Source organism: Xanthomonas campestris pv. campestris str. ATCC 33913, from assembly GCF_000007145.1.
GTDB classification, from domain to species: Bacteria; Pseudomonadota; Gammaproteobacteria; order Xanthomonadales; family Xanthomonadaceae; genus Xanthomonas; species Xanthomonas campestris.
In genome coordinates this window covers 2,233,740-2,258,206 of sequence record NC_003902.1, presented here as the reverse complement: position 1 = coordinate 2,258,206, position 24,467 = coordinate 2,233,740, and the positions used below count along the sequence as shown (strand labels likewise).

18 protein-coding genes and 1 pseudogene are annotated in these 24,467 nt (G+C 67.7%); all 19 read left to right on the top strand.

Going from position 1 to position 24,467, the window contains the following annotated elements; all coding sequences use genetic code 11:
* Positions 1-5 precede the first annotated feature (5 nt).
* The 19 genes and pseudogenes from fliF to flhA all read left to right on the top strand — a co-directional run bounded on the left by fliF (position 6) and on the right by flhA (position 23,928).
* On the top strand, positions 6-1,727 hold the full coding sequence (gene fliF, locus XCC_RS10010) for a flagellar basal-body MS-ring/collar protein FliF (protein ID WP_011037092.1): 1,722 nt from the start codon (positions 6-8) through the stop codon (positions 1,725-1,727).
* Between the two features lie 10 nt (positions 1,728-1,737).
* Positions 1,738-2,727 carry a flagellar motor switch protein FliG gene (fliG, locus tag XCC_RS10005; RefSeq protein WP_011037091.1) on the top strand — a complete coding sequence of 330 codons (990 nt, stop codon included), beginning with the start codon at positions 1,738-1,740 and terminating at the stop codon, positions 2,725-2,727.
* Complete coding sequence (locus tag XCC_RS10000; protein WP_011037090.1) at positions 2,724-3,344, top strand: FliH/SctL family protein; 621 nt, start codon at positions 2,724-2,726, stop codon at positions 3,342-3,344. Before fliG ends, XCC_RS10000 begins: the two co-directional genes overlap by 4 nt.
* On the top strand, positions 3,341-4,717 hold the full coding sequence (gene fliI, locus XCC_RS09995) for a flagellar protein export ATPase FliI (RefSeq protein ID WP_011037089.1): 1,377 nt from the start codon (positions 3,341-3,343) through the stop codon (positions 4,715-4,717). The genes XCC_RS10000 and fliI overlap by 4 nt, the downstream gene beginning before the upstream one ends.
* Before the next feature lie 3 nt (positions 4,718-4,720).
* Positions 4,721-5,176, top strand: coding sequence for a flagellar export protein FliJ (gene fliJ / locus XCC_RS09990; RefSeq protein WP_011037088.1), 456 nt, complete (start codon positions 4,721-4,723; stop codon positions 5,174-5,176).
* Positions 5,173-6,453: a flagellar hook-length control protein FliK gene (locus tag XCC_RS09985; protein WP_011037087.1), complete on the top strand. Its 1,281-nt coding sequence runs from the start codon at positions 5,173-5,175 to the stop codon at positions 6,451-6,453. Before fliJ ends, XCC_RS09985 begins: the two co-directional genes overlap by 4 nt.
* Before the next feature lie 166 nt (positions 6,454-6,619).
* Complete coding sequence (locus XCC_RS09980) at positions 6,620-7,162, top strand: flagellar basal body-associated FliL family protein (protein ID WP_016945280.1); 543 nt, start codon at positions 6,620-6,622, stop codon at positions 7,160-7,162.
* 12 nt (positions 7,163-7,174) lie between these two features.
* Positions 7,175-8,188 carry a flagellar motor switch protein FliM gene (gene fliM, locus XCC_RS09975; RefSeq protein ID WP_011037085.1) on the top strand — a complete coding sequence of 338 codons (1,014 nt, stop codon included), beginning with the start codon at positions 7,175-7,177 and terminating at the stop codon, positions 8,186-8,188.
* The gene (gene fliN / locus XCC_RS09970) at positions 8,185-8,523 is read left to right on the top strand and encodes a flagellar motor switch protein FliN (protein ID WP_011037084.1); all 339 of its coding nucleotides are present in this window, start codon (positions 8,185-8,187) and stop codon (positions 8,521-8,523) included. The genes fliM and fliN overlap by 4 nt, the downstream gene beginning before the upstream one ends.
* Positions 8,520-8,927 carry a flagellar biosynthetic protein FliO gene (gene fliO, locus XCC_RS09965; RefSeq protein ID WP_011037083.1) on the top strand — a complete coding sequence of 136 codons (408 nt, stop codon included), beginning with the start codon at positions 8,520-8,522 and terminating at the stop codon, positions 8,925-8,927. The genes fliN and fliO overlap by 4 nt, the downstream gene beginning before the upstream one ends.
* Position 8,928: 1 nt before the next feature.
* The gene (fliP, locus tag XCC_RS09960; protein ID WP_011037082.1) at positions 8,929-9,771 is read left to right on the top strand and encodes a flagellar type III secretion system pore protein FliP; all 843 of its coding nucleotides are present in this window, start codon (positions 8,929-8,931) and stop codon (positions 9,769-9,771) included.
* Between the two features lie 746 nt (positions 9,772-10,517).
* Positions 10,518-10,613, top strand: a pseudogene (locus tag XCC_RS22190) (superoxide dismutase family protein); the annotation flags it as partial.
* A 243-nt stretch (positions 10,614-10,856) separates the two neighbouring features.
* Positions 10,857-11,126, top strand: coding sequence for a flagellar biosynthetic protein FliQ (locus XCC_RS09955; protein WP_011037081.1), 270 nt, complete (start codon positions 10,857-10,859; stop codon positions 11,124-11,126).
* 12 nt (positions 11,127-11,138) lie between these two features.
* Positions 11,139-11,930, top strand: a complete 792-nt coding sequence (gene fliR, locus XCC_RS09950; RefSeq protein WP_011037080.1) for a flagellar biosynthetic protein FliR — start codon at positions 11,139-11,141, stop codon at positions 11,928-11,930.
* A 104-nt stretch (positions 11,931-12,034) separates the two neighbouring features.
* Positions 12,035-15,025, top strand: coding sequence for a ligand-binding sensor domain-containing diguanylate cyclase (locus XCC_RS09945; RefSeq protein WP_011037079.1), 2,991 nt, complete (start codon positions 12,035-12,037; stop codon positions 15,023-15,025).
* Between the two features lie 130 nt (positions 15,026-15,155).
* Entirely contained in the window at positions 15,156-18,083 is a 2,928-nt protein-coding gene (locus XCC_RS09940) for a ligand-binding sensor domain-containing diguanylate cyclase (RefSeq protein WP_029628969.1), read from the top strand.
* A gap of 87 nt (positions 18,084-18,170) precedes the next feature.
* Complete coding sequence (locus tag XCC_RS09935; RefSeq protein WP_011037077.1) at positions 18,171-20,261, top strand: putative bifunctional diguanylate cyclase/phosphodiesterase; 2,091 nt, start codon at positions 18,171-18,173, stop codon at positions 20,259-20,261.
* A 446-nt stretch (positions 20,262-20,707) separates the two neighbouring features.
* Positions 20,708-21,838, top strand: coding sequence for a flagellar biosynthesis protein FlhB (gene flhB / locus XCC_RS09930; RefSeq protein WP_011037076.1), 1,131 nt, complete (start codon positions 20,708-20,710; stop codon positions 21,836-21,838).
* 17 nt (positions 21,839-21,855) lie between these two features.
* Positions 21,856-23,928 carry a flagellar biosynthesis protein FlhA gene (gene flhA, locus XCC_RS09925; RefSeq protein ID WP_016945277.1) on the top strand — a complete coding sequence of 691 codons (2,073 nt, stop codon included), beginning with the start codon at positions 21,856-21,858 and terminating at the stop codon, positions 23,926-23,928.
* Positions 23,929-24,467 lie beyond the last annotated feature (539 nt).

The following is a 24,467-nucleotide window of genomic DNA, read 5'->3' as shown; positions in this document are numbered from 1 at the left end:
GACACATGGCCCTCGCGATCACCAAAGATTCCATGAACCAGAACGCCGAAAAGGCGGGACAGTGGTTCGACCGCATCCGCAGCATGCAGATCACCCGCAAGCTGACCATGATGGCGATGATCGCCCTGGCGGTGGCTGCAGGGCTGGCGGTGTTCTTCTGGTCGCAGAAGCCCGGCTACCAGGCGCTGTATACCGGCCTGGACGATAAAGGCAACGCCGAAGCGGCCGACCTGCTGCGCACCGCGCAGATCCCGTTCAAGATCGACCAGTCCACCGGCGCCATCTCGGTGCCGCAGGATCGCCTGTACGACGCCCGCCTGAAATTGGCCGGCTCCGGCCTGACCGGTCAGCAGACCGGCGGTGGCTTTGAGCTGATGGAAAAGGATCCGGGCTTTGGCGTCAGCCAGTTCGTGGAAAACGCCCGCTATCAGCACGCGCTGGAAACCGAACTCTCGCGCACCATCGGTACCTTGCGCCCGGTGCGCGAGGCCCGCGTGCATCTGGCCATTCCCAAGCCCAGCGCGTTCACCCGCCAGCGCGACGTGGCCAGCGCCTCGGTGGTGCTGGAGCTGCGCGGCGGCCAGGGCCTGGAGCGTAACCAGGTTGATGCCATCGTCAATCTGGTGGCGTCCAGCATCCCGGACATGACGCCCGAGCGCGTCACCGTGGTCGACCAGAGCGGCCGCATGCTCTCCATTGCCGACCCCAACAGCGACGCCGCCCAGCACGCCGCCCAGTTCGAGCAGGTGCGCCGCCAGGAAAGCTCCTACAACCAGCGCATCCGCGAGCTGCTGGAGCCGATGACCGGCGCCGGCCGGGTCAACCCGGAAGTCAGCGTGGACATGGATTTTTCGGTGGTCGAAGAAGCCCGCGAGCTTTACAACGGCGAGCCGGCCAAGCTGCGCAGCGAGCAGGTCAGCGACAGCAGCACCAGCGCCACCGGCCCGCAGGGTCCTCCGGGCGCCACCAGCAACAGCCCCGGCCAGCCGCCTGCCCCGGCCGCCACTGCCGGTGCACCGGGCGCTCCGGCCGCTGGCCAGGCGGCCACCCCGGCCGCGCCGACCGAAAGTTCCAAGAGCGCCACCCGTAACTACGAATTGGACCGAACCTTGCAACACACCCGTCAGCCGGCGGGCCGCATCAAGCGGGTGTCGGTGGCGGTGCTGCTGGACAACGTCCCGCGCCCGGGTGCCAAGGGCAAGATCGTCGAGCAACCGCTGACCGCCGCCGAGCTCACCCGTATCGAAGGCCTGGTCAAGCAGGCGGTGGGGTTCGACGCGGCACGTGGCGACACGGTGTCGGTGATGAATGCCCCGTTCGTGCGTGAAGCGGTGGCGGGCGAGGAAGGTCCGAAGTGGTGGGAAGACCCGCGCGTGCAGAACGGTCTGCGCCTGCTGGTCGGTGCGGTGGTGGTGCTGGCGCTGCTGTTCGGCGTGGTGCGCCCCACCCTGCGTCAATTGACCGGCACCGCTGCGGTCAAGGAAAAGCACAAGAAAGGCGGCAACGACGGCACCCCGCAAAGCGCCGACGTGCGGATGGTCGACGAAGACGACGACCTGATGCCCCGCCTGGAAGAAGACACCGCGCAGATCGGCCAGGACAAGAAGCTCCCGATCGCCCTGCCGGATGCGTACGAAGAACGGGTGCGCCTGGCCCGTGAAGCCGTCAAAGCCGATTCAAAACGTGTTGCACAAGTCGTGAAGGGATGGGTCGCCAGTGAAGCCTGATACACAATCGATGTCCGGTGTGCAGCGTGCCGCGGTGCTGTTGCTGTCGCTTGGGGAAACCGACGCGGCCGAGGTGCTCAAGCACATGGACCCCAAGGAAGTGCAGAAGATCGGCATCGCCATGGCCACCATGAGCGGCATCTCGCGCGACCAGGTCGAAAAGGTGATGGACGACTTCAACGGCGAACTGGCCGGCAAGACCTCGCTGGGCGTGGGCGCCGACGACTACATCCGCAACGTGCTGATCCAGGCGCTGGGCGCCGACAAGGCCGGCGGCCTGATCGACCGCATCCTGCTGGGCCGCAACACCACCGGCCTGGACACCCTGAAGTGGATGGACCCGCGCGCGGTCGCCGACCTGGTGCGTAACGAACACCCGCAGATCATCGCCATCGTCATGGCACACCTGGATAGCGACCAGGCCGCCGAAGCATTGAAGCTGCTGCCCGAGCGCACCCGCGCCGACGTGCTGCTGCGCATCGCCACCCTGGACGGCATCCCGCCCAATGCGCTGAGCGAGCTCAACGACATCATGGAGCGTCAGTTTGCCGGCAACCAGAACCTGAAGTCGTCCAACGTGGGCGGCATCAAGGTGGCTGCCAACATCCTCAACTTCCTGGACACCGGCCCCGAACAGGGCGTGCTGGGCGAGATCGGCAAGATCGACGCCGACCTGGCCAGCAAGATCCAGGACCTGATGTTCGTGTTCGACAACCTGGTGGACCTGGACGACCGCGGCCTGCAGACGCTGCTGCGCGAAGTCTCCGGCGAGCGCCTGGGCCTGGCCCTGCGCGGCGCCGACGTCAAGGTGCGCGAAAAGATCACCCGCAACATGTCCCAGCGCGCCGCCGAGATCCTGCTCGAAGACATGGAAGCGCGCGGCCCGGTACGCCTGGCCGACGTGGAAGCGGCGCAGAAGGAAATCCTCACCATCGTCCGCCGCCTGGCTGACGAAGGTGCCATAAGCCTCGGCGGCGCCGGTGCGGAGGCGATGGTATGAACGACGTGGTCACCCGCTGGCTCGCCCCCGACCTGCACATGGCGCCGGCACTGCCGGAAGCCGAATTCGACGAGCCGGCCGTGTACGAGCCGGTGCTGCGCCCGCCGACCCTGGAGGAGATCCAGGCCATCGAGGACGCTGCCCAGCAGGAAGGCTTCGCCCGCGGCCATGCCGAGGGTTTTGCCCAGGGCCAGTCGGAAGTGCGCCGCCTGACCGCGCAGATCGACGGCATCCTGGACAACTTCACCCGCCCGCTGGCACGTCTGGAAAACGAAGTGGTCGGCGCGCTCGGCGAGCTGGCCGTGCGCATTGCCGGCTCGCTGGTCGGGCGCGCCTACCAGGCCGAGCCGCAGCTACTGGCCGACCTGGTGCAGGAAGCCATCGATGCGGTTGGCAGCGCCGGCCGTGAGGTCGAGGTGCGCCTGCATCCGGACGACATCACCGCCCTGCTGCCGCACCTGGCCACCAGCAGCACCACCCGGGTGGCCCCGGACCTGACCCTGAGCCGCGGCGACCTGCGCGTGCATGCCGAAAGCGTCCGCGTGGACGGCACCCTGGACGCGCGCCTGCGGGCCGCATTGGAAACCGTCATGCGTAAATCCGGAGCAGGCCTGTGAGCGCCTTGTTGGGAGCCACCCCGGCCGATTGGCTGGATGCACGCAATCTGCGCCTGGCCACCCGTCTGGGCGGGCTGGGCCTGGACCCGGCCGCCGGCCGCACCCTGATCCGCGAAGGCATCCTGCGCCGCGCGGTGGGCCTGACCCTGGAAGCCACCGGCTGCGAAGCGCCGATGGGCGCCACCTGCAAGGTGGAAGTCGATGGCGGCTGGGTCGACGCCGAAGTGGTCGGTTTTTCCGGCGAACGCACCTATCTGATGCCCAGCGCCGAACTGCACGGCCTGCTGCCCAACGCCCGCGTGGTGCCCTCGCGGCGCCGCGGCGGCGTGGAAGTGGGCGAAGGCCTGCTCGGCCGCGTCATCGACAGCGACGGCACCCCGCTGGACGGCAAGGGCCCGATCCGCGCCGAAGGCAGCGTGGGCATGGCCGGCGTGTCGATCAACCCGCTGGCGCGCGAACCCATCACCACCTCGCTGGACGTGGGCGTGCGCGCCATCAACGCGATGCTGCCCATCGGCCGCGGCCAGCGCGTGGGTCTGTTCGCCGGCTCCGGCGTCGGTAAATCGACGCTGCTCGGCATGATGACCCGCTTCACCTCCGCCGACGTCATCGTGGTGGGGCTGATCGGCGAACGTGGCCGCGAAGTGCGCGACTTCGTCGAAACCACCCTGGGCGAGGAAGGCCTGCGCCGCGCCGTGGTCGTGGCCGCCCCGGCCGACCGCCCGCCGCTGGCCCGCCTGCACGGCGCCTACCGCGCCACCGCGATTGCGGAATGGTTCCGCGATCAGGGCTTGAACGTACTGCTGCTGATGGATTCGCTGACCCGTTTTGCGCAGGCCCAGCGCGAGATCGGCCTGTCGGTCGGCGAGCCGCCCACCACCCGCGGCTACCCGCCGTCGGTGTTCGCCAAATTGCCGGCGCTGGTGGAACGTGCCGGCAACGGCGCCAAGGGCCGCGGCTCGATCACCGCCTTCTACACCGTGCTGACCGAAGGCGACGACCCGCAGGACCCGATCGCCGACGCCGCCCGCGCCATCCTGGACGGCCACATCCTGCTTTCGCGCCGGGTTGCCGACAGCGGCCTGTACCCGGCCATCGACCTGGAATCCTCGGTCAGCCGCGTGGTGCAGGACATTGCCAACGACACCTGGCGCCTGCGCATCCGCAAGCTCAAGCGCCTGCTGTCGGCCTACACCGCCAACCGCGACCTGATCGCCATCGGCGCCTACCAGCGCGGCAGCGACCCGGCCACCGACGAAGCGTTGGCGCGCTGGCCGGAAATTGTCGACTTCCTTGGCCAGGACGTGCACAAGGCGTCCGATCTGACCGACAGCCTGTCCGCGCTGCAGCGGCTGGTGGAACCAGAGAACTAACCGATGATGCAGTCCAAACGAATCGACCCGCTACTGCGGCGTGCGCAGGAACAGGAAGACAAGGTCGCCCGCGACCTGGCCGAGCGTCAGCGCGCCCTGGACACGCATCAGTCGCGTCTGGAAGAACTGCGCCGCTACGCCGAGGAATACGCCAGCAGCCAGATGTCGGGCACCAGCGCGGTGGCGCTGAGCAACCGCCGCGCCTTCCTGGACCGGCTCGACAGCGCCGTGCTGCAGCAGGCCCAGACTGTGGAAAGCAACCGCGCCAAGGTGGAAGCCGAGCGCACCCGCCTGCTGCTGGCGAGCCGCGAAAAACAGGTACTGGAGCAATTGGCTGCCAGCTACCGCGCACAGGAGAACAAGGTGATCGAACGCCGCGACCAACGTGAGATGGACGACCTGGGCGCACGCCGCGTACGCCTGGCCCGCAGCGAAGACGCCACCGGAGAATCCGCATGAACCCCTTGTCCGCCTTTGCGGCCGGCCTTGGCGCACTCGCCAGCACCGGCAAGAAGTCCAGCTACAGCGATCCCTCCTCCGAGCAGGACCCGGGGCAGGACCAGTTCGCGCGCATGCTCAACCCGGCCAACACGCCCAACCAGGCCCCGCCGCAGGCGCCCGAGCGCGTGCCGGCCAAGCAGGCCGCACCCAAGTCGCCCGCCGACAAGCAGCGCAGCGACGACGACAACAACGAGGACGCGCCGGGCGATGCCACTGCGCGCCCGCGTGCGCAGGACGGCGATGGAAAATCTGCCCAATCCGCCAAGCAGTCCACCAAGGAGCCGGCGGCCAAGGACGCCAGCACAGCCACTGATACGGCCAAGGCCAAGCCGGCCGGCGCCGACGGCAAAGAAGAACCCACGGACGCGACTGCCACCCCCGACGCCGCCTGGCCGCCAGCAGGCCTGGGCGGGTTCGGCATGAGCCTGCTGGCGGCAGCGGTACCGGGCGGCGACGCCCTGGCTGCAGCGGCCGCAGCACTGGCGGCCAGCATGAGCGCTGCCACCACGGCGACCACCGCCACGCCCACCCTGCCCACCGATGCAGCCGCACCGGCCACCACCGCCACGGCCGCCACCGCCCTGCCCTCGTTGGGCGCGCTGGCACCGGCGGCGGCCACCGCCAAACCCGCCGCAGCCACGGCGCTCAGCGGCGAGCCGCAGGCCGCCGCACTGATGAGCCTGGCCACCGCCGCACTGGACAGCCCGGCCGACGACCTCAAGACCGATGCGCCGGACGCGCCGGCCTTCGTGCTGCCGACCACCACCGCCTCCGCGCTGAACCGCCTGCAGGACGCCCCGGCCGTGTTCAGTGCCTCGCCCACCCCGACCCCGGAAATGGGCAGCGACACCTTCGACGATGCCATCGGCGCCCGGCTCAGCTGGCTGGCCGACCAGAAGATCGGCCACGCCCACATCAAGGTCACCCCCAACGAGATGGGCCCGGTCGAGGTGCGCCTGCATCTGGAAGGCGACAAGGTCAACGCCAGCTTCACCGCCGCCAACGCCGATGTACGCCAGGCGCTGGAGCAGAGCCTGCCGCGCCTGCGCGACATGCTGGGCCAGCAGGGCTTCCAGCTGGGCCAGGCCGATGTGAGCCAGCAACAGCAGAACCCGTCCGGCAATCGCAACGGGGCCGGCACCGACGGCAACGGCCTGAGCCTGGAAGACAGCCCGCCCGTCGGAATTCCGTCAGTGGTGCTGCGCCAGCGTGGATTGCTGGACGCTTACGCCTGATTCCCACGGGCCCATGGGCCCCGATCGCGTCGTGCACCGCGGGCACGCCCCCGCCCGCGGTGCCCTCCATACCCCCGCAGCGCAAGGGCTGCGGGGGTTTTGGTGCGTCCGCAAGACGGGCGCCAGGAAACCGGCGCGGTTTTGGCACGCTGATTGCATCCACTGGGTGAGCATTCCCCTGGAGCACACCGTGGCAGCCGCGAAGAAACCCGAAAAGACCGAAGAGAAAGACGAGAAGAAGAAGGGCGGCAAGAAGCCCATCCTGCTGATCGCCATCGGTGTCGTTGTGCTGGCGGCTGCCGGCGGCGGCGCCTGGTTCTTCCTCGGCCACAAGGGCGAAGAGAAAGACGGCAAGCACGCCGCGCCCAAGGTTGCCGAAGTGCCCAAGCCGGCGCAGTACTTCCCGATGGACCCGGCGATCGTGGTCAACCTGGCCGACCCCGGCGACGGCCCGCAGTACCTGCAGGTCGAAGTGCAGCTGGTCACCCGTGACCCGGAAGAACTCAAGCTCATTACTGAAAACGCCCCGGCCATCCGCGCGCATCTGCTGATGCTGCTGTCGCAGGTCAAGGCCGCCGATGTGGCCGACCTGCCCGGCAAGCAGAAGCTGCAGAAATCCGCGCTGGCTGAAGCGCAGAAGGTCATGACCAGCGAGACCGGCAAGAAGTGCGTCGAAGAACTGCTGTTCACCAGTTTCGTTACCCAGTAAGGCACCGTCCCCATGAGCGTCAGTGATCTGCTTTCCCAGGACGAAATCGATGCCCTGCTGCATGGCGTGGATTCGGGCGCGGTCAACACCGAGCCGGAGCCCTTACCCGGCGAAGCGCGCCAGTACGACCTGTCCAGCCAGGACCGCATCATCCGTGGGCGCATGCCGACCCTGGAGATGGTCAACGAGCGCTTCGCGCGGCTGTGGCGCATTGGCCTGTTCAACCTGATCCGGCGCTCGGCGGACCTGTCGGTGCGCGGCATCGACCTGGTCAAGTTCAACGAGTACATGCACTCGCTGTACGTGCCCACCAACCTCAACCTGATCCGCTTCAAGCCGCTGCGCGGCACCGGGCTGATCGTGTTCGAACCCACCCTGGTGTTCACCGTGGTGGACAACTTCTTCGGTGGCGATGGCCGCTTCCACACCCGCATCGAAGGCCGCGAATTCACCGCCACCGAGATGCGCGTGATCCAGCTGATGCTCAAGCAGACCTTTGCCGATCTGAAGGAAGCCTGGGCGCCAGTGATGGATGTGGACTTCGAGTACATCAACTCGGAGATCAACCCGCACTTCGCCAACATCGTCACCCCGCGCGAATACGTGGTGGTGTGCCGCTTCCACGTGGAACTGGAAGGCGGCGGCGGCGAGATCCACATCACCCTGCCGTACTCGATGCTGGAGCCGATCCGCGAACTGCTCGACGCCGGCATCCAGAGCGACCGCAACGACCGCGACGATTCGTGGAACGTGATGCTGCGCGAGCAGCTGGACACCGCCGAGGTCACCCTCTCCAGCGTGCTGGCCAGCAAGCGCATGAGCCTGCGCCAGCTCACCGGCCTGAAGATTGGCGACATCCTGCCGATCGACCTGCCCGCCCAGGTGCCGCTGTGCGTGGAAGAAATCCCCTTGTTTACCGGTGAATTCGGCGTTTCCAACGGCAACAACGCCGTCAAGATCACCGCCGTACGCCCGCCCGGCGTGCAAGCCCCACGCGCCGTTCCCTCCCAGGACTCCAGCAAATGATCAACTCCGACATCCTCGACGCCGCGCCCGCCACCTTCGAAAGCCTGCACGCCGAGCGCGACCAGGACGCCACCGACCTCAACCTGGACGTCATCCTGGACGTGCCGGTCACCCTGTCGCTGGAAGTCGGCCGCGCGCGCATTCCGATCCGCAACCTGCTGCAGCTCAATCAGGGCTCGGTGGTGGAACTGGAACGTGGTGCCGGCGAGCCGCTGGACGTGTACGTCAACGGCACCTTGATCGCGCATGGCGAAGTGGTGGTGATCAACGACCGCTTCGGCATCCGCCTGACCGACGTGGTCAGCCCCAGCGAACGGATCCGGAGGCTGCGGTGATCGGCCTGCTGGCCATTGCCGCGCCCGCCGCGGCCAAGGCCACCCAGGTCGGCGCGCAGGCGCCCTCCTCGCCAGGCCTGTTTGGCGCGGTCTTTGCATTGCTGTTGGTGCTCGCGCTGATCGTCGGCCTGGGCTGGTTGCTCAAGCGCATGCCCGGCAGCGGATTCCGCAGCAGCGAGGGCTTGCGGGTGGTCACCAGCCTGGCGGTGGGTGCCAAGGAACGCGTGGTGGTGGTGGAGGTCAACGGACAGCAATTGCTGCTGGGCGTGACCGCCGGCGGCATCAGCACCTTGCACACCCTGGCCGAACCACTGCCGCCCACGCCTGCACCCACCCTGCCCAATTTCAAGCAACTTCCCAATTTCGCCCAGCTGCTCGCACAGAAGCTGCGCAAGGACCCGTGACATGTTCAGTCGTTGGAATCGCTGGGGGCGCAGTGTGCGCCTGGTGTTGATCCTGCTGGTGATGAGCTGCCCGCTGCTGGCCAGCGCCACGCCCGCGGCCCTGCCGGCCATGGCCCAGGCCGCCGCGCCTGCCGCCGCACCGGCGGCGCCGGCCACCGGCAATCAGATCCCCACCTTGCCCAACGTCAGCGTTGGCCGCATCGGCGACCAGCCGGTGAGCCTGCCGCTGCAGACACTGCTGCTGATGACGGCGATCACCCTGCTGCCGTCGATGCTGCTGGTGCTCACCGCCTTCACCCGCATCACCATCGTGCTGGGCCTGTTGCGCCAGGCGCTGGGCACCGGCCAGACCCCCTCCAACCAGGTCCTGCTGGGCCTGGCGATGTTCCTGACCGCGTTGGTGATGATGCCGGTGTGGCAAAAGATGTGGGGTGCCGGCCTGCAGCCGTACCTCAATAACCAGATCGATTTCTCCACCGCCTGGACGCTGACCACCCAGCCGCTGCGCGCCTTCATGCTGGCGCAGATCCGCGAGACCGACCTGATGACCTTCGCGGGCATGGCCGGCGACGGCAAGTACGCCGGCCCGGACGCGGTGCCGTTCCCGGTGCTGGTGGCGTCGTTCGTGACCAGCGAGCTGAAGACGGCGTTCGAGATCGGGTTTCTGATCTTCATTCCGTTCGTGATCATCGATCTGGTGGTCGCCAGCGTGTTGATGTCGATGGGCATGATGATGCTGTCGCCGATGTTGATCTCGGCACCGTTCAAGATCTTGTTGTTCATCCTGGTGGATGGGTGGGTGTTGGTGGTGGGCACGCTGGCGGCGAGCTTTAACGCGTCGTAGGTGTGGACGCGCGTTGCGCGCGGTAGCACGGCCCTAGTTGAATGATTTCGGCACGGCAACGCTGGACTGCTCAACCATCAGCTCGGATTGCCGCTCGCCGCTTGCCGCTTTTTGCTTTGCCTTAGCTCTGGCTTTCAGCTTTTCCGGGGCCCCATACCGCAGCGGCAAGGCCGGCAGATACAACCCGCAGGGCGGCGCGCATGGATGCGCGACGTTTTTGTAAGGGACATGGATGTCCCTTACAAAAATTTCTGTCGGACTTGCGGACCCGGAGCGCCTTGGCGCGGAGGGCGCGAGGACGGGGTGTGCTTTCTTTTGGTTACTTTTCTTTGCACAAGCAAAGAAAAGTGACTCGCGCCCGGAGGGCGTGAAAGCATTTGATTGATTGCTCCAACACACAGCAAAAGCTCAAGCGAAAGCAGAGCTTTCGGCCCCCTTCGGGGGTCGAGTTACTTTCTTTGCTTGTGCAAAGAAAGTAACCAAAGAAACACACCCCCGTCCTCGCGCCCCTCCGCGCCAAGGCGCTCCGGGTACGCAGTCCACGTGGGAATTTTTCAAAGGGACGTCCCTGTCCCTTTGAAAAACGTCGCGCATCCATGCGCGCCGCCCCGCTGGGGTTTGACCCACGTGGCCTGCCGCTGCGGTATGGGGGACCCCGAAGCAGAACAGCAAAAGCCAGGCAACAGCAAAGCTGAGCAACGGCCGAGAACAGCTAGTAACAGCGAAGGGACAGCGACAGCGACGAGGTAAGGGGCACGGCCACCTTCAAGACCGTGGAGGGCGCACTGCGTATCACCGGCCAACTGAGCGGGCTCAAGCCCAACAGCGAGTATGGCTTCCACAGCGGCAGCGGCAGATTCGCCGCATCGCTGCTCGGTGCGCCACCGCAATCAGTCCCAACCGGGCGCTTCGGCACCGTGACCAGAACGATCCCCACTCCCGTGTCGACAGACTCAACAATCCTTGCTCGGTGCACCACCGCAATGCGTGCCCGCATCGGGCACTTCAGCCCCTGCTCCAAACGAATCACCAATCCCACCTCCCCAATCCCCTCCTTTGGCACCGCACTTGCATCAGCACTCCCCATGAGCCCTGAAATCGCCCTGACCGAATTGCGTGGTGGCCTGGTCACCGTCTTGTGGATTGCCGGACCGATGTTGCTGGCGGTGCTGGTCGTTGGTGTCGTGATTGGTGTGGTGCAGGCCGCCACCCAGTTGAACGAACCCACCATCGGCTTTGTCGCCAAGGCCGTTGCCTTGACCGCAACCCTGTTTGCCACTGGCAGCATGCTGCTGGGACATCTGGTGGAGTTCACCATCGAGTTGTTCCACCGCATTCCGCATCTGATCGGGTAGCGGCACGCGCTGATGGATGCCGCTACCCAGATGGTGATCGATGGCCAGCGCGCGTTTGCGATGGTCGGGGCGATCATGTGGACGATGCTGCGCACCGGTGCGCTGCTGACTGCGATGCCGTTGATCGGGACGCGGGCGGTGCCGGGGCGGGTGCGGGTCATGCTGACCGGGACCCTGGCGATGGCGCTGGCGCCGATCCTGCCGCCGGTGCCGGAGTGGGACGGGTTCAATGCCACCGCGGTGCTGAGCATTGCGCGCGAGCTGGCCGTGGGGGCCAGCATGGGTTTCATGCTGCGGCTGATCTTCGAGGCCGGTGCGCTGGCCGGCGAGCTGGTGTCGCAGGCCACCGGTCTGTCGTTCGCGCAGATGTCCGACCCGCTGCGCGGGGTGACCTCCGGTGTGATCGCGCAGTGGTTCTACATCGGCTTCGGGCTGCTGTTCTTCGCGGCCAATGGGCACCTGGCGGTGATCGCGTTGCTGGTGGACAGCTACAAGGCCTTGCCGATCGGCACCGCGGTGCCGGATGCGGCGGCGTTTGCCGAAGTGGCCCCCACCTTGCTGCTGCAGGTGCTGCGTGGTGGGCTGACCCTGGCCTTGCCGATGATGGTGGCGATGCTGGCGGTGAATCTGGCCTTTGGTGCGCTTGCCAAGGCCGCGCCCGCGCTGAATCCGATGCAGCTGGGCTTGCCGCTGACGGTGTTGCTGGGGCTGTTCCTGCTGTCCAGTTTCGCCAGCGAATTCGCACCGCCAGTGCAACGGCTGTTCGACAGTGCGTTCGATGCGGCGCGCGCACTGACAGGATAGCGTGACCGGCCTCAAGCTTTAGGTGCCATGGCCGACAATGCTGGTGGACGATTGATGGCGGCAATCGCCAGTGTTCACTGCCCTTCTTCCGTCGACAGGAAACGATGCCCACGCTGCCTGCCCTGCTCGCCCTGCTGCTCCCGCGCCGCGGTTCGCTGCGGGCTCGGCCGTGGCTGCCGGCGGTCTGCATGCTGGTGCTTGCCCTGCTGGGCACCGCAGGTGCGGCGCATGCACAGACCTTCAGCTTTCGCGAATACGACCAGGCCGATGGCCTGCAGGGGATGTCGGTCAACGGCATCCTCGAAGACCGCAACGGCGCGGTCTGGGTGGCCACCGAAACCGCGCTGCACCGCTTCGAGCGCGATCGCTTCGTCCCGGTGGGTGCCGAACAAGGGCTCGATGCCCGCTATACCCGTGCACTGACCCTGGACCGCGCCGGGCGGTTGTGGGTGGCCACCGCCAACGGCGTGTTCGTCCGCATCGGCGAGCGCTTCGAGCAGGTGCACTACAACGGCAAGCGGATCCGCGCCGATGCCGGCAACGTGATCGCCGCCTACCGCAACGGTGTGGCGGTGGTGAGCGACAACACGCTGCTGGCGCTGACCCCTGCCGCAGTCACCGGCTGGCAGGTGCAGCCGCTGCCGCTGCGTGCCGCCGATGGCACGGTGCTGCCGCCGCGCCGCGCCTTGCTGGCCGATGGCAACGATTTGTGGGTGGCCTGCGCGGCAACTGTCTGCAGGCTGGATGCGCACGGCACGCTGGTGGAGGTGCTCTCGGACGAGGAAGGCGTGCCGGCCAAGCGCTGGCGGGTGATCTTTCGCGACCGTGCTGGCCGGCTGTGGTTGCGTGGCGGTGGCCTGATCATCTCGCGCGGGCCAGGCGAGGGGCGTTTCCGTTCGCATCCGTCCAGCGCGCAAGCCACCTTCAACACACTGTCGGGCGCCACCACCATGGTGGAAGACCCGCAAGGCCGGCTGCTGACGCGTGCCGACCATGGCCTGGTGCGTTGGCAGGACGGCCACTGGACGGCGATCGGTGCCGACCAGGGCCTGCACCTGGATGCGATGGTGGGCCCGCTGCTGCAGCAATCCACCGGCACCTTGTGGATCGGCACGCGCGGCATGGGGATCCAGCGCTGGCTCGGCTACGGCAGCATCGAACACCTGACCGAAGCACAGGGCATGGCCGCCGCGCCCACCTGGGCCATCCAACGGCTACCCGACGGCACCCTGGCGGTGGGTGCGGACGGCGGCGGCAGCCTGCTGCCGGCACAGGCGCAGCGCGCGCAGCCCTGGCTGCAACACGACGGCCAGCCGCTGCCGCAGGCGCTGGCCATTGCGGTGGCGCCCGATGGCGCGGGCTGGGTGTCGTTTTTTTCCGGGGCCATTGCGCGCCGCGACCCGATCACCGGGCAGACGCGCCGGGTGATGGACCTGCCGAGCCCGGTCTACAAACTGGTCTTCGACCGCAGCGGCACGCTGTGGATGGCCACCCCGCGCGGCATCTACCACGGCAGCAGCCAGGCACCCTACCCGCTGGCACCCGATGTCGCGTTGGCCGGTACCTTTATCGGCGATCTCGATCTCGACGCGCAGGGCCGGCTGTGGGCGGCCACCGCCGATGGCCTGTATCGCCGCGATGGCAACCGCTGGGTGCAGGTGCCGGTGCATGGCGATCTGCCCAGCCAGGACCTGTTCCAGCTCGACTTCGCCGCCGATGGCGAGCTCTGGGTGTCGCTGCGCGAGGTGGGCCTGTGGCACGGGCGTGTGCAGCCCGACGGCAGCGTGGCGCTGCAGGCAGTGACCGACCCGCTGGTCTCAAAGGTCATGCCCTTCATCCTGCGTCACGACCGCAAGGGCCGGCTGTGGGTGGGCAGCAGCCAGGGGCTGGATCTGTATCAGCACGGCCATTGGTCGCGGATCACCCGCGCCGAGGGGCTGCTGTGGGACGACATGTCGGCCAATGCGTTTTTCGAAGACACCGACGGCAGCATCTGGATCGGCAGCAGCCGCGGCCTGAGCCATCTGCGCCAGCCCGAGCGCCTGTTTGCTGCACCGCCATTGCGGGTGGAGATCGCCCAGGTGCAGCGCGGCGAGCGCAGCCTGCGTGCGGATGCATCGGTGGGCTGGTCGGAGACGCCGCTGGAGATCGACCTGCGCACCCCCGGTGTGGAAGGCGGGCCGGAGCGCATCAGCTTCCGCTACCGGGTGGAAGGCCGCCAGGCACGCTGGACCACCACCTCGCTCAGCCACATCACCTACCCCTTGCTGCCACCGGGCAACTACACGCTGGAAGTGCAGGCGTTAGACGCCTACCAACGCAGCGCCAGCCCCATTGCGCAGTTCGCCTTCGCACTGCGACCGCCGTGGTGGCGCAGCGCGCTGGCCATCGTGGCGTACGTGCTGGCCGGCATCGGCGGCGTGGTGGCGCTGCTGCGTTGGCGCACGCGCAAGTTGCTGGCGCGCAAGCAAGAGCTGGAACATCTCATCGCCGAACGCACCGCCGAGCTCGAGCAGGACAAGCGCGACCTGGAGGCCGCACGCGCGGCATTGACGCACAAGGCCACGCATGACGAATTGACCGGCCTGCTCAACCGCGCCGGCATTCTGGAAGCGCTCCGCGGCATGCTCGACAGCGCGCCGCTGCGCGAGCAACCGCTGGCGGTGGTGCTGATCGACCTGGACTACTTCAAGCAGGTCAACGACCAGCACGGCCATCTGGCCGGCGATGCGGTGCTGGCGGGCGTCGGCAAGCGTTTGAATGCGCTGGTGCGTGGCAACGACCGGATCGGCCGCTATGGCGGCGAAGAATTGCTGGCGCTGCTGCCCGGCCTTGGTGCTGATGCAACCCATCGCCTGGACGCGTTGCACGCCGGCATCTGCGGCGATTACCCCACCGGCGAGGTCGTGCTGCCGATCACCTGTTCGATCGGCGTGGCCTGGCGGCACCCCGGCGACAGCGTCGAACACCTGCTCGCACGCGCCGACGCAGCGCTGTATCTGGCCAAGCGCAACGGACGCAACCGCATCGCATACGACGCTGCGCCGCAGCTGCACGCCAGTGATGCAGCACGCAACGCCGACAACGCCGGTTAAAGAAAGCCGTCACTGCAGCCGTTAGCGTGGTAACGCGGCTTGCACGACCGGCCGTCCATGGCACCCGTGAGGTACGGCGCATGATGCACCGGCCTTGACGCCTGCCGCTGCGTGGGAGAGCGCGACGCCCGTGGGGTTCGAGAACCGCCAGTGCATTTCGCCAAGCCGGCGTCCGTCGAAAGGCGTGGCGCTGCTGTTGGTACTGCTGTGGCTGGCGTTTGCCGAACTCGCCGGTGCGCAGACCGCCACCATCCGTCGCTACGCACACGATCAAGGCCTGCTCGGCCTGGCCGGCACCTGCCTGCTGCAGACCCGCAACACATTGCTGTGGGTATGCACCGAAACCGGGCTGTATCGCTTCAATGGCCGCAATTTTCAGCAGTCGCCACTGGATGGCCTGCGCAACGAACCCATTTCGTCGATGAGCGAAGCGCCCGACGGGCGCTTGTGGGTGGCCGGTTTCCAGAGCCTGTTCGTCGGCGACGAACACGGCTTTCGCAAGCTCGACACCACTGAAGTCAACCACCTGCAAGACGGCGTGTTGCTGGCCAGCCTGCCGTGGGGCACCGTGCTGGCCAATAACGGGACCCTGCTGCGGCTGTTGCCACGTGCACGCGAACGCTGGCATAGCGAACCGCTGCTGGACACCGCCACCCGGGTGCGCGTGCCGGACCTGTCCAAGGTGCTGAGCCTGTCGGTGGATGGCGACACCTTGTGGGCCGGCTGCGGACGCCAGCTGTGTGCGATCGATGCGCAGCGCCAGGTGCAGGTCTACGGCCCGCAGCAAGGCGTGCCGGACGATCGCTGGTACAGCGTGTTGCGTGACCGCGCAGGTGGGCTGTGGGCCCGCGGCGTGGGCACGATCGTGTACCGCGCACCGGGCGCACACAACTTCACGGTACGGCCACTGCCGGTGCTCGATGGCCGCACCGTCGGCCAGCCAGCGCCACTGGTGCTGGACCGCAGCGGCCGCGTGCTGGTGCGCAGCCACGCCGGGCTGGTGCGCTGGGAGTCTGACCACTGGCGCAGTTTCGATGCCGGCAACGGGCTGCCGCAGGGCAGCAGCCACGCGGTGGTGGTCGACGGCGAAGGCGACGTGTGGATGAGCGTCGATGGCGAAGGCCTGGTGCGCTGGGCCGGCTACGAATGGATCGAAAACTGGGACGCCTCGCAAGGCATGCCACTGACACCCACCTGGTCGATCACCCGCGACGCGCGTGGCGCATTGCTGGTCGGCAACGAACACGGCGTTGGCCGGCAGGCCGTGCCGCATGGCCGCTTTGCACCGGCGCTGCCGGGTTCGGGCATCCAGGTGGTGAGCATGGTGCGCTCTGCCGACGGCAGTGTGTGGAGCCTCAATTCCGCCGGCGCGGTGCGGCGCGACTGGCCGGATGGGCGCAGCGCCCAGGTCGGCAAGCTGCCGCGCACCGGGCGCCGCCTGCTGCTCGACCGCCAGGGGCGGCTCTGGGCGCTGAGCGCGGCCGGGCTGTTTGTCATCGACACGGCCCTGGAGGGCGGCCCCCTGCAGCGGGTGGCCGATTTGCCGGCGATTGCCTATACCGATGTCCAGCAAAGCGGCGACGGCAGTGTGTGGGTGTCCAGCGCCAATGGCCTGTTCCGCCTGCAGGGAGCGCACTGGAGCAAGATTCCGATCCGCGTCAACGGCGCGCCGGGCGAGCCCTGGGTGAGCAAATTCCACGTCACCGACAGCGGCGAAGTCTGGCTGGCCTTCTATCGCCCCGGCGTGTGGCATGGCGTGTTGCGGCCCTCCGGGCTGGACCTGCAGGCGGTCAGTGATGAAGCCCTAGGCGAAGCGGGCGTGTACCTGCTGCGCGAGGACAGCGCCGGGCGGATCTGGGTGGGCCACGCGAGCGGCGTGGAGGTCTACGACGGCCAGCGCTGGTCGCATCTGTCGCAGTCGCAAGGCCTGCTCTGGGACGATGTCTCCGAAGCCGCGTTCCTGGAAGAGCCCGATGGCTCGGTGTGGATCGGCACCGCGCGTGGTGTCAGCCATGTGCGCACGCCGGCGCGGCTGTTCGACCAGCAGCAGCCCAGTGTGCGTATCGACAGCGTCACCCGCGGCGGTGTGCCGGTGCAGCGCGGCCAGCTGCTGGCCTGGAACGACAAGCCACTGCATCTGGCGTTGTCCAGCCTGCAGGTCTACGACGACCCCAGCCGTCTGAGCGTGCGTTATCGCCTGCTCGGCCTGCACGACGAATGGATCCAGACCAACGACCTGGCCATCGACCAGCCGCCGCTGCCCTCGGGCCATTTCCGCCTGCAGGTGCAGGTGCTCGACCGCTACCGGCGCACCGCCTCGCCCATCGTCGACTGGCCGTTTGCGGTGGCACCGCTGTGGTGGCGCAGCCCGCCGGCCATCGCGCTGTACGTGCTGATCGGCGCTGCCGTGCTGGCCGGCCTGTGGCGCTGGCGGCACCGCCATCTGGTGGCGCGCGAACGCATGCTGGCCGAGCTGGTGGCCGAACGGACCTACCAACTCGAGCGCGAGAAGCGCGAGCTGGAAACCGCACGCGCCGCGCTGGCCTTGAAGGCCAGCCATGACGCGCTGACCGGCCTGCTCAACCGCTCCGGCGTGCTGGAGGCCATGGCCGAAGAACTGCAGCAGTGCGCCAGCGCCGGTCACCCGTTGGCGGTGGTGCTGATCGATCTGGACCACTTCAAGCTGGTCAACGACGAACACGGGCACCTGGTGGGCGACGCCGTGCTGGCGCAGGTCGGCGCGCGGCTCACCAACTGCCTGCGCGATTCCGACAAGGTGGGCCGCTATGGCGGCGAAGAACTGCTGCTGTTGCTGCCGGGCATGACCCAACAGAGCCAGCACCGCCTGCGCGCCATCCATGAGGCGATCGGCGCCACGCCGTACGAGGTCGGCATTGCGCGGCCGTTGCGGGTCACCTGCTCGGTCGGTGTGGCCTGGTTCCGCAGCGGCGACAGCACCCCGACCCTGCTAGCCCGTGCCGACGAGGCGCTGTATCGCGCCAAGGGCCAGGGGCGCAACCGGATCGAACCGGAAACCCCGGCCTGCTCGGTTGCATGAACCCCGTCGCCCCGCCCACTCAAGAAGCGGCGCGGCGGGTCGTTAGCTCACAGGGCAAGCGCTGGTGTCGGCGCGGGATGTGGACGGGTGCTCGGTACTTACAATCTTTCGCTGGTGCTGCTGTCGCTGGCGGTGGCCGTGCTGGCCTCGTATACCGCGCTGCACCTGGCCGCGCGCATGACCGCCAGCCGTGGCGGCATTGCGGCCGCGTGGCTGGTGGGCGGCGCCATTGCGATGGGGTTCGGCATCTGGTCGATGCATTTCGTCGGCATGCTGGCATTCCAGCTGCCGATTCCGCTGGGCTACGACCTGGCGTTGACCGCGTACTCGATGCTGGTGGCGATCCTGGCCTCGGCGTTGGCGCTGTGGCTGACCTCGCGCGCCGACCTGCCCTGGCGCCGGTTGAGCCTGGGCGCGCTGCTGATGGGCCTGGGCATCGCGCTGATGCACTACATGGGCATGGCGGCGATGCGCATGGATCCGGAGATCACCTATGACCCGCTGCTGTTCGCGGTCTCGGTGGCGATCGCCATCGGTGCCTCGGCTGCAGGGTTGTGGATCGCCTTCCAGCTGCGCCACGACGGCCGCCGCTACAGCCTGCGCGTGGTCGCCGCCATGATCATGGGCGTGGCCATCGTGGGCATGCACTACACCGGCATGGCTGCCGCGCAATTTGCGCCCGGCAGCATCTGCGGCGCGGCCGGGATCGGCGCGCAGCTGCCGCTGTCGTGGCTGGCCTCGGTGGTGGCGGCGGTCACCTTGGGCCTGCTGGGGCTGGCGCTGGTGATCTCGGTGCTGTCGCGCCGCTTCCAGCAACGCACCGACGTGCTGGCGCAATCGCTGGCACAGGCCAACCAGGAATTGGTGCTGGCCGCCCTGCACGACCCGCTGACCCGCCTGCCCAACCGCGTGCTGCTGCATGAGCACGTGCTGCAGAGCATCGAGCGCGGCCAGCGCGACGGGCAGCGCTTTGCGGTGATGCTGATCGACCTGGACGGCTTCAAGGCGGTCAACGACGGCTACGGGCATCAGCTCGGCGACCAACTGCTGATCGCCGTGGCACAGCGGCTGGGCGCGCATCGGCGCGCGCATGGCAGCCTGGCGCGGCTGGGCGCGGACGAATTCGTGCTGGTGGCCGACATCGCCGACCCGGAAGATGCCGCCGCCATCGCCGGTCATCTGGTGCAGGCCCTGGCGCTGCCGTTCCTGGTGGGCGACCACGAGCTGCGCCTCAGCAGCAGCGTGGGCATAGCGCTGTATCCGGAAGATGCCGGCAGCGAGCACCAGCTGATGACCCACGCCGATGCGGCCATGGGCCACGCCAAGCAGGCCGGCCGCAACCGCTACAGCTTCTTCGACCGTTCGATGACCGGCACCACCCGGGAGCGCCTGCAGTTGCTGCAGGACCTGCCGCGCGCGCTGGAGCTGGGCCAGTTCGCCCTGCACTACCAGCCCAAATACTGCGCCGAAGACGGCCGCCCCCTGGGCGCGGAGGCATTGATCCGCTGGCTGCATCCCGAACGCGGCATGGTGCCGCCGGACAGCTTCATCCCCTTGGCCGAGCGCAGCGGCATGATCGGCCCGCTCGGCAAGTGGGTGCTGGAAGAAGCCTGCCGGCAGATGCGCGCCTGGCGCGATGCCGGGCACGGCGACTGGCGCGTGGCAGTGAATCTCTCCGCCACCCAGCTGGCCTCGCCCAGCCTGCCGGCGGAAGTGGCCGCCACCTTGGCCGCGCACGCCATCGCGCCCGGCCAGCTGACCCTGGAGATCACCGAAACCATGGCCATGCGCGACGCCGACGCCTGCTTGCGCACGCTGGGCCAGCTCACCGACCTGGGCGTGCGGATCGCCATCGACGACTTCGGCACCGGCTATTCCAACCTGCTCTACCTGCGCAAGCTGCCCGCCCACGAGCTCAAGATCGACCGCAGCTTCGTGCAGGCCATGGACAGCGGCCCGGAAGACATCGCCATCGTCGCCGCGGTGGTGGCCCTGGCCCACACCATGCGCCTGCAGGTAGTGGCCGAAGGCGTGGAGACCCCCGCCCAGCGCAATACGCTCGAACGCCTGGGCTGCGACCAACTACAGGGCTACCTGCTGGGCCGGCCGATGGAACCGGACCGCTTCATCGCCCTGGTCGTCGCCCAGCGCGATGGCGAACGCCGCCGCGCCAGCTGAGCCCAAGGCTGCAGGTGAAAGTTCCGCGGGCGCAAGCCCGCACCTTGCGCGTACGCAGCCCAACGCCGGCAACCTGACGCCCCCCTCCTTCAGCCCCATGCAGGCCAATCGATCCCTTGGCCTAGTTCACGTTCGCGCTCCCAGCATCCAGCCGCCAACACACACCGAACCACCCAACAGCACACCCACATGGTTGGCATCGCCAGGCGCCCCGATCTAGACCATGCACGCTCCCAGCCATACGGCGTAAAACGCACCGCCGCCGCTTGCCCGGCCAGCGCAACCTACCAGGCGTCTGCTACCCGGCTTTACCTATTCCCGCCCCCCCCTGCAATCGCCCAGCGCGCAGCCCCCCGCCCTTGCGATTCCCGAATCCCGATTCCCCATTCCCGTTTTAAGGAACACCACTTGCATGACGCAAGGCCAATCCAGTCAACGGCCCCCCAATGTCCGAGTCCGAAGACGGCGGCGAACGCACCGAACTACCCACCGAAAAACGCCTGCGCGAAGCCCGCGAGCAAGGCAACATCCCGCAATCGCGCGAGTTGTCCACCGCTGCGGTGTTCGGCACCGGGGTGTTCGCGCTGATGCTGATGGCGCGCGGCATCGGCGACGGCGCCAGTGTCTGGATGAAGACCGCGCTGAGCCCCGACCCGAAGATGCGCGAGAACCCGATGGCCTTGTTCGGCCACTTCGGCGACCTGCTGCTGCAACTGCTGTGGGTGATGGTGCCGCTGATCGGCATCTGCCTGGCGGCCGGGCTGGTCGGCCCACTGCTGATGAGCGGCCTGCACTTTTCCGGCAAGGCGATCATGCCCGACCTCAACAAGCTCAATCCCATGAACGGGATCAAGCGCATGTGGGGCAGCAACAGCCTGGCTGAGCTGGTCAAGTCGATCCTGCGCCTGCTGTTCGTGGGCCTGGCGGCCAGCCTCTGTATCTCCAAGGGCCTGCACGGGCTGCGCTCGCTGGTGAACCGGCCACTGGAACAGGCCGTGGGCAACGGGCTGGACTTCACCAAGAGCCTGCTGTTCTACACCGCCGGCGCGCTGGTGCTGCTGGCCGCCTTCGACGCGCCGTACCAGAAGTGGAACTGGCTGCGGAAGCTGAAGATGACGCGCGAGGAGATCAAGCGCGAGATGAAGGAAAGCGAAGGCAGCCCGGAAGTGAAGGGCCGCATCCGCCAGATGCAGATGCAGATGTCGCAGCGCCGGATGATGGAAGCGCTGCCCACCGCCGATGTGGTGCTGATGAATCCCACCCACTACGCGGTGGCGCTGAAGTACGAAGGCGGCAAGATGCGCGCCCCGGTGGTGGTGGCCAAGGGCGTGGACGAAATGGCCTTCCGCATCCGCGAAGCCTGCGAGCAGCACCGGGTGGCGATCGTCACCGCGCCGCCTTTGGCACGCGCCTTGTATAGGGAAGCCCAACTCGGCAAGGAAATTCCCGTGAGACTCTATTCGGTGGTGGCACAGGTGTTGTCCTACGTCTACCAGCTACGCGGCTGGAATGGCGGCCCGATGCCGGATCTGCCGCCGCTCGAGGTGGATGAGTTCGGCAAGGGGGCCAGCGCATGAGCGCCCAACCCGCCCCGATGAACGCCCGCCGCGTGATGGAGCTGCTGCGCAACGGCCTGGGCGCCCCGCTCGCCCTGATGGCCATGCTGGCCATGCTGATGGTGCCGCTGGCCGCGCCGGTGCTGGATGCGCTGTTCACCTTCAACATCGCCATCTCGCTGATGGTGCTGCTGGCGGTGGTCTACGTGCAGCGCCCGCTGGAATTCACCATTTTCCCGATCGTGCTGCTGATGACCACGATGCTGCGGCTGGCGCTGAACGTCGCCTCCAGCCGCGTGATCCTGATCAACGGCCAGGACGGCCACGCCGCAGCCGGCAAGGTGATCGAGGCCTTCGGCCAGTTCGTGATCGGCGGCAATTACGCCGTGGGCATCGTGGTGTTCGCGATCCTGACCATCATCAACTTCGTGGTCATCACCAAGGGTGCCGGGCGCGTGTCGGAAGTGACCGCCCGCTTCATCCTGGACGCCATGCCCGGCAAGCAGATGGCCATCGACGCCGACCTCAACGCCGGTTTGCTGACGCGTGAGGAAGCCAAGGCCCGCCGCGAAGAGGTCCGCGAGGAAGCCGACTTCTACGGCGCAATGGACGGTGCCAACAAGTTCATCCGCGGCGACGCCATCGCCGCCATCCTGATCCTGTTCATCAACCTCATCGGCGGCATGGCGGTGGGCATGCTCCAGCACAACATGTCCTTCATCGACGCCGCGTCCACCTACACGCTGCTGTCCATCGGTGACGGCCTGGTGGCGCAGCTGCCGGCCTTGCTGGTCTCGTCCTCGGTCGCTTTGCTGGTGACCCGCGCCTCGCGGGCGCAGGACATGCGCGGCGCCATGATCAGCCAGGTCTTCGGCCAGCACCGCGCATTGGCGGTGGCCGCAGCCATCCTGGGCCTGGTCGGCCTGGTGCCCGGCATGCCGAACGTCGCGTTTTTGACGCTCGGCCTGATCCTGGGCGTGATCGCCTGGAAAATGTACAAGCGCAGCCTGGTGGTCGCCCCCACCGGCGAAGCCGCGACCGACCCAAAAGCCGCTGCCGCAGCGACGGCCGCCGCCGCCAGCGCCGAGCTGAGCTGGGACGAATTGCGCCCGATCGACCCGCTGGGCCTGGAAGTGGGCTACCGCCTGATCCCGCTGGTGGACAAGAACCAGGGCGGCGAATTGATGGCGCGCATCAAGGGCGTGCGCCGCAAGCTCACCCAGGACATCGGCTTCCTGGTGCCGCCGGTGCACATCCGCGACAACCTGGAGCTTTCAGCCAACGCCTACCGGCTGCTGGTGCACGGCGTGCCGGTGGCCACCGCAGAGATCTACCCCGACCGCGAACTGGCCCTGGACCCGGGCGGTGCGCTCGGCCAACTAGACGGCATTCCCGGCAAGGACCCGGCGTTCGGCCTGGATGCCACCTGGATCCAGCCGCACCAGCGCGCCTATGCCGAATCGATGGGCTACACCGTGGTCGACCCGGCCACCGTGGTGGCCACCCACCTGTCGCACCTGATCCGCGAACACGCCCCGGAGCTGCTCGGCCACGAAGAAGTGCAGCAGTTGCTGGCCACCCTGGGCAAGACCGCGCCGAAGATGGTCGAAGACCTCACTCCGAAGGCGCTACCGCTGTCGGTGGTGGTGCGCGTGCTGCAGAACCTGCTGATCGAACGCATCCCGGTGCGCCAGCTGCGCAAGATCGTCGAAGCCCTGGTCGAGCACGCCCCGCACAGCCAGGACCCGGCCGCCCTCACTGCCGCGGTGCGCACCTCGCTGGGCCGGTTCATCGTGCAGGAAATCGCCGGCATGTCGGCCGAGCTGCCCGTGTTCACCCTGGCCCCGCAGCTGGAGCGCGTGCTGCAGGAATCCACCCATGGCAACGGCGTGGCGCTGGAGCCAGGCCTGGCCGAACGCCTGCACCAGAGCCTGGCTGAATGCGTCGGCAAGCAGGAAGCCCGCAACGAACCGGCGGTGGTGCTGGTGCCCGGCCAGGTGCGCGCCGCCCTGGCCCGCCTGGTCCGCCACAGCGTGCCGAGCCTGTCGGTGCTGGCGTATAGCGAAGTGCCGGAAGACAAGCGGTTGAAGCTGGTCGGCACGATTAGCTGAGCCGGGCACTTCGAATCAAGCGGTTGAAGCTGGCGGGCACCATTAGCTGAGCCGGGCGCTTCGAATGGTGAGACGGGTTTGTGGTCAGCCAGCCTTCGCTGTGGTGATTGATGAGGCGGGTTCGTCGATTGGCCACCGCGTAGGAGCGCACCCGGGCGCGACGGTCGTTATCGGGAATGCCCTCGCGCCCAAGGGCGCTCCTACGACATTCCGGCGACCCGACCACGCGCAGTGGCCCAGACAATCTCGCTAACACCGCTTGTGTAGGAGCGACCTCGGTCGCGAGGGCTTTACCGGGAACGCCCATAGGGCTTCATCGGGAACGCCCCCGCGCACAAGTGCGCTCCTACGGCATTCCGGCGATCCGACCACGCGCGATCGGCCAACAATCTCGCTAACACGCTTGTGTAGGAGCGACCTCGGTCGCGAGGGCTTTACCGGGAACGCCCATGGGCTTTACCGGGAACGCCCATCGCGCCCAAGGGCGCTCCTACGCATTGACCGGCGCCCCGCCCCTTCCCTCTACGCGCCGGCAATGC

Excerpts from the sequence above, each read along its gene's own strand:
- fliG (WP_011037091.1), top strand. The coding sequence starts at position 1,738 with ATGTCCGGTGTGCAGCGTGCCGCGGTGCTGTTGCTGTCGCTTGGGGAA.
- XCC_RS09955 (WP_011037081.1), top strand. The coding sequence starts at position 10,857 with ATGAGCCCTGAAATCGCCCTGACCGAATTGCGTGGTGGCCTGGTCACC.
- flhA (WP_016945277.1), top strand. The coding sequence starts at position 21,856 with ATGAACGCCCGCCGCGTGATGGAGCTGCTGCGCAACGGCCTGGGCGCC.
- fliM (WP_011037085.1), top strand. The coding sequence starts at position 7,175 with ATGAGCGTCAGTGATCTGCTTTCCCAGGACGAAATCGATGCCCTGCTG.
- fliF (WP_011037092.1), top strand. The coding sequence starts at position 6 with ATGGCCCTCGCGATCACCAAAGATTCCATGAACCAGAACGCCGAAAAG.
- fliJ (WP_011037088.1), top strand. The coding sequence starts at position 4,721 with ATGATGCAGTCCAAACGAATCGACCCGCTACTGCGGCGTGCGCAGGAA.
- XCC_RS10000 (WP_011037090.1), top strand. The coding sequence starts at position 2,724 with ATGAACGACGTGGTCACCCGCTGGCTCGCCCCCGACCTGCACATGGCG.
- flhB (WP_011037076.1), top strand. The coding sequence starts at position 20,708 with ATGTCCGAGTCCGAAGACGGCGGCGAACGCACCGAACTACCCACCGAA.
- fliP (WP_011037082.1), top strand. The coding sequence starts at position 8,929 with ATGTTCAGTCGTTGGAATCGCTGGGGGCGCAGTGTGCGCCTGGTGTTG.
- XCC_RS09985 (WP_011037087.1), top strand. The coding sequence starts at position 5,173 with ATGAACCCCTTGTCCGCCTTTGCGGCCGGCCTTGGCGCACTCGCCAGC.
- fliR (WP_011037080.1), top strand. The coding sequence starts at position 11,139 with ATGGATGCCGCTACCCAGATGGTGATCGATGGCCAGCGCGCGTTTGCG.
- XCC_RS09945 (WP_011037079.1), top strand. The coding sequence starts at position 12,035 with ATGCCCACGCTGCCTGCCCTGCTCGCCCTGCTGCTCCCGCGCCGCGGT.
- fliN (WP_011037084.1), top strand. The coding sequence starts at position 8,185 with ATGATCAACTCCGACATCCTCGACGCCGCGCCCGCCACCTTCGAAAGC.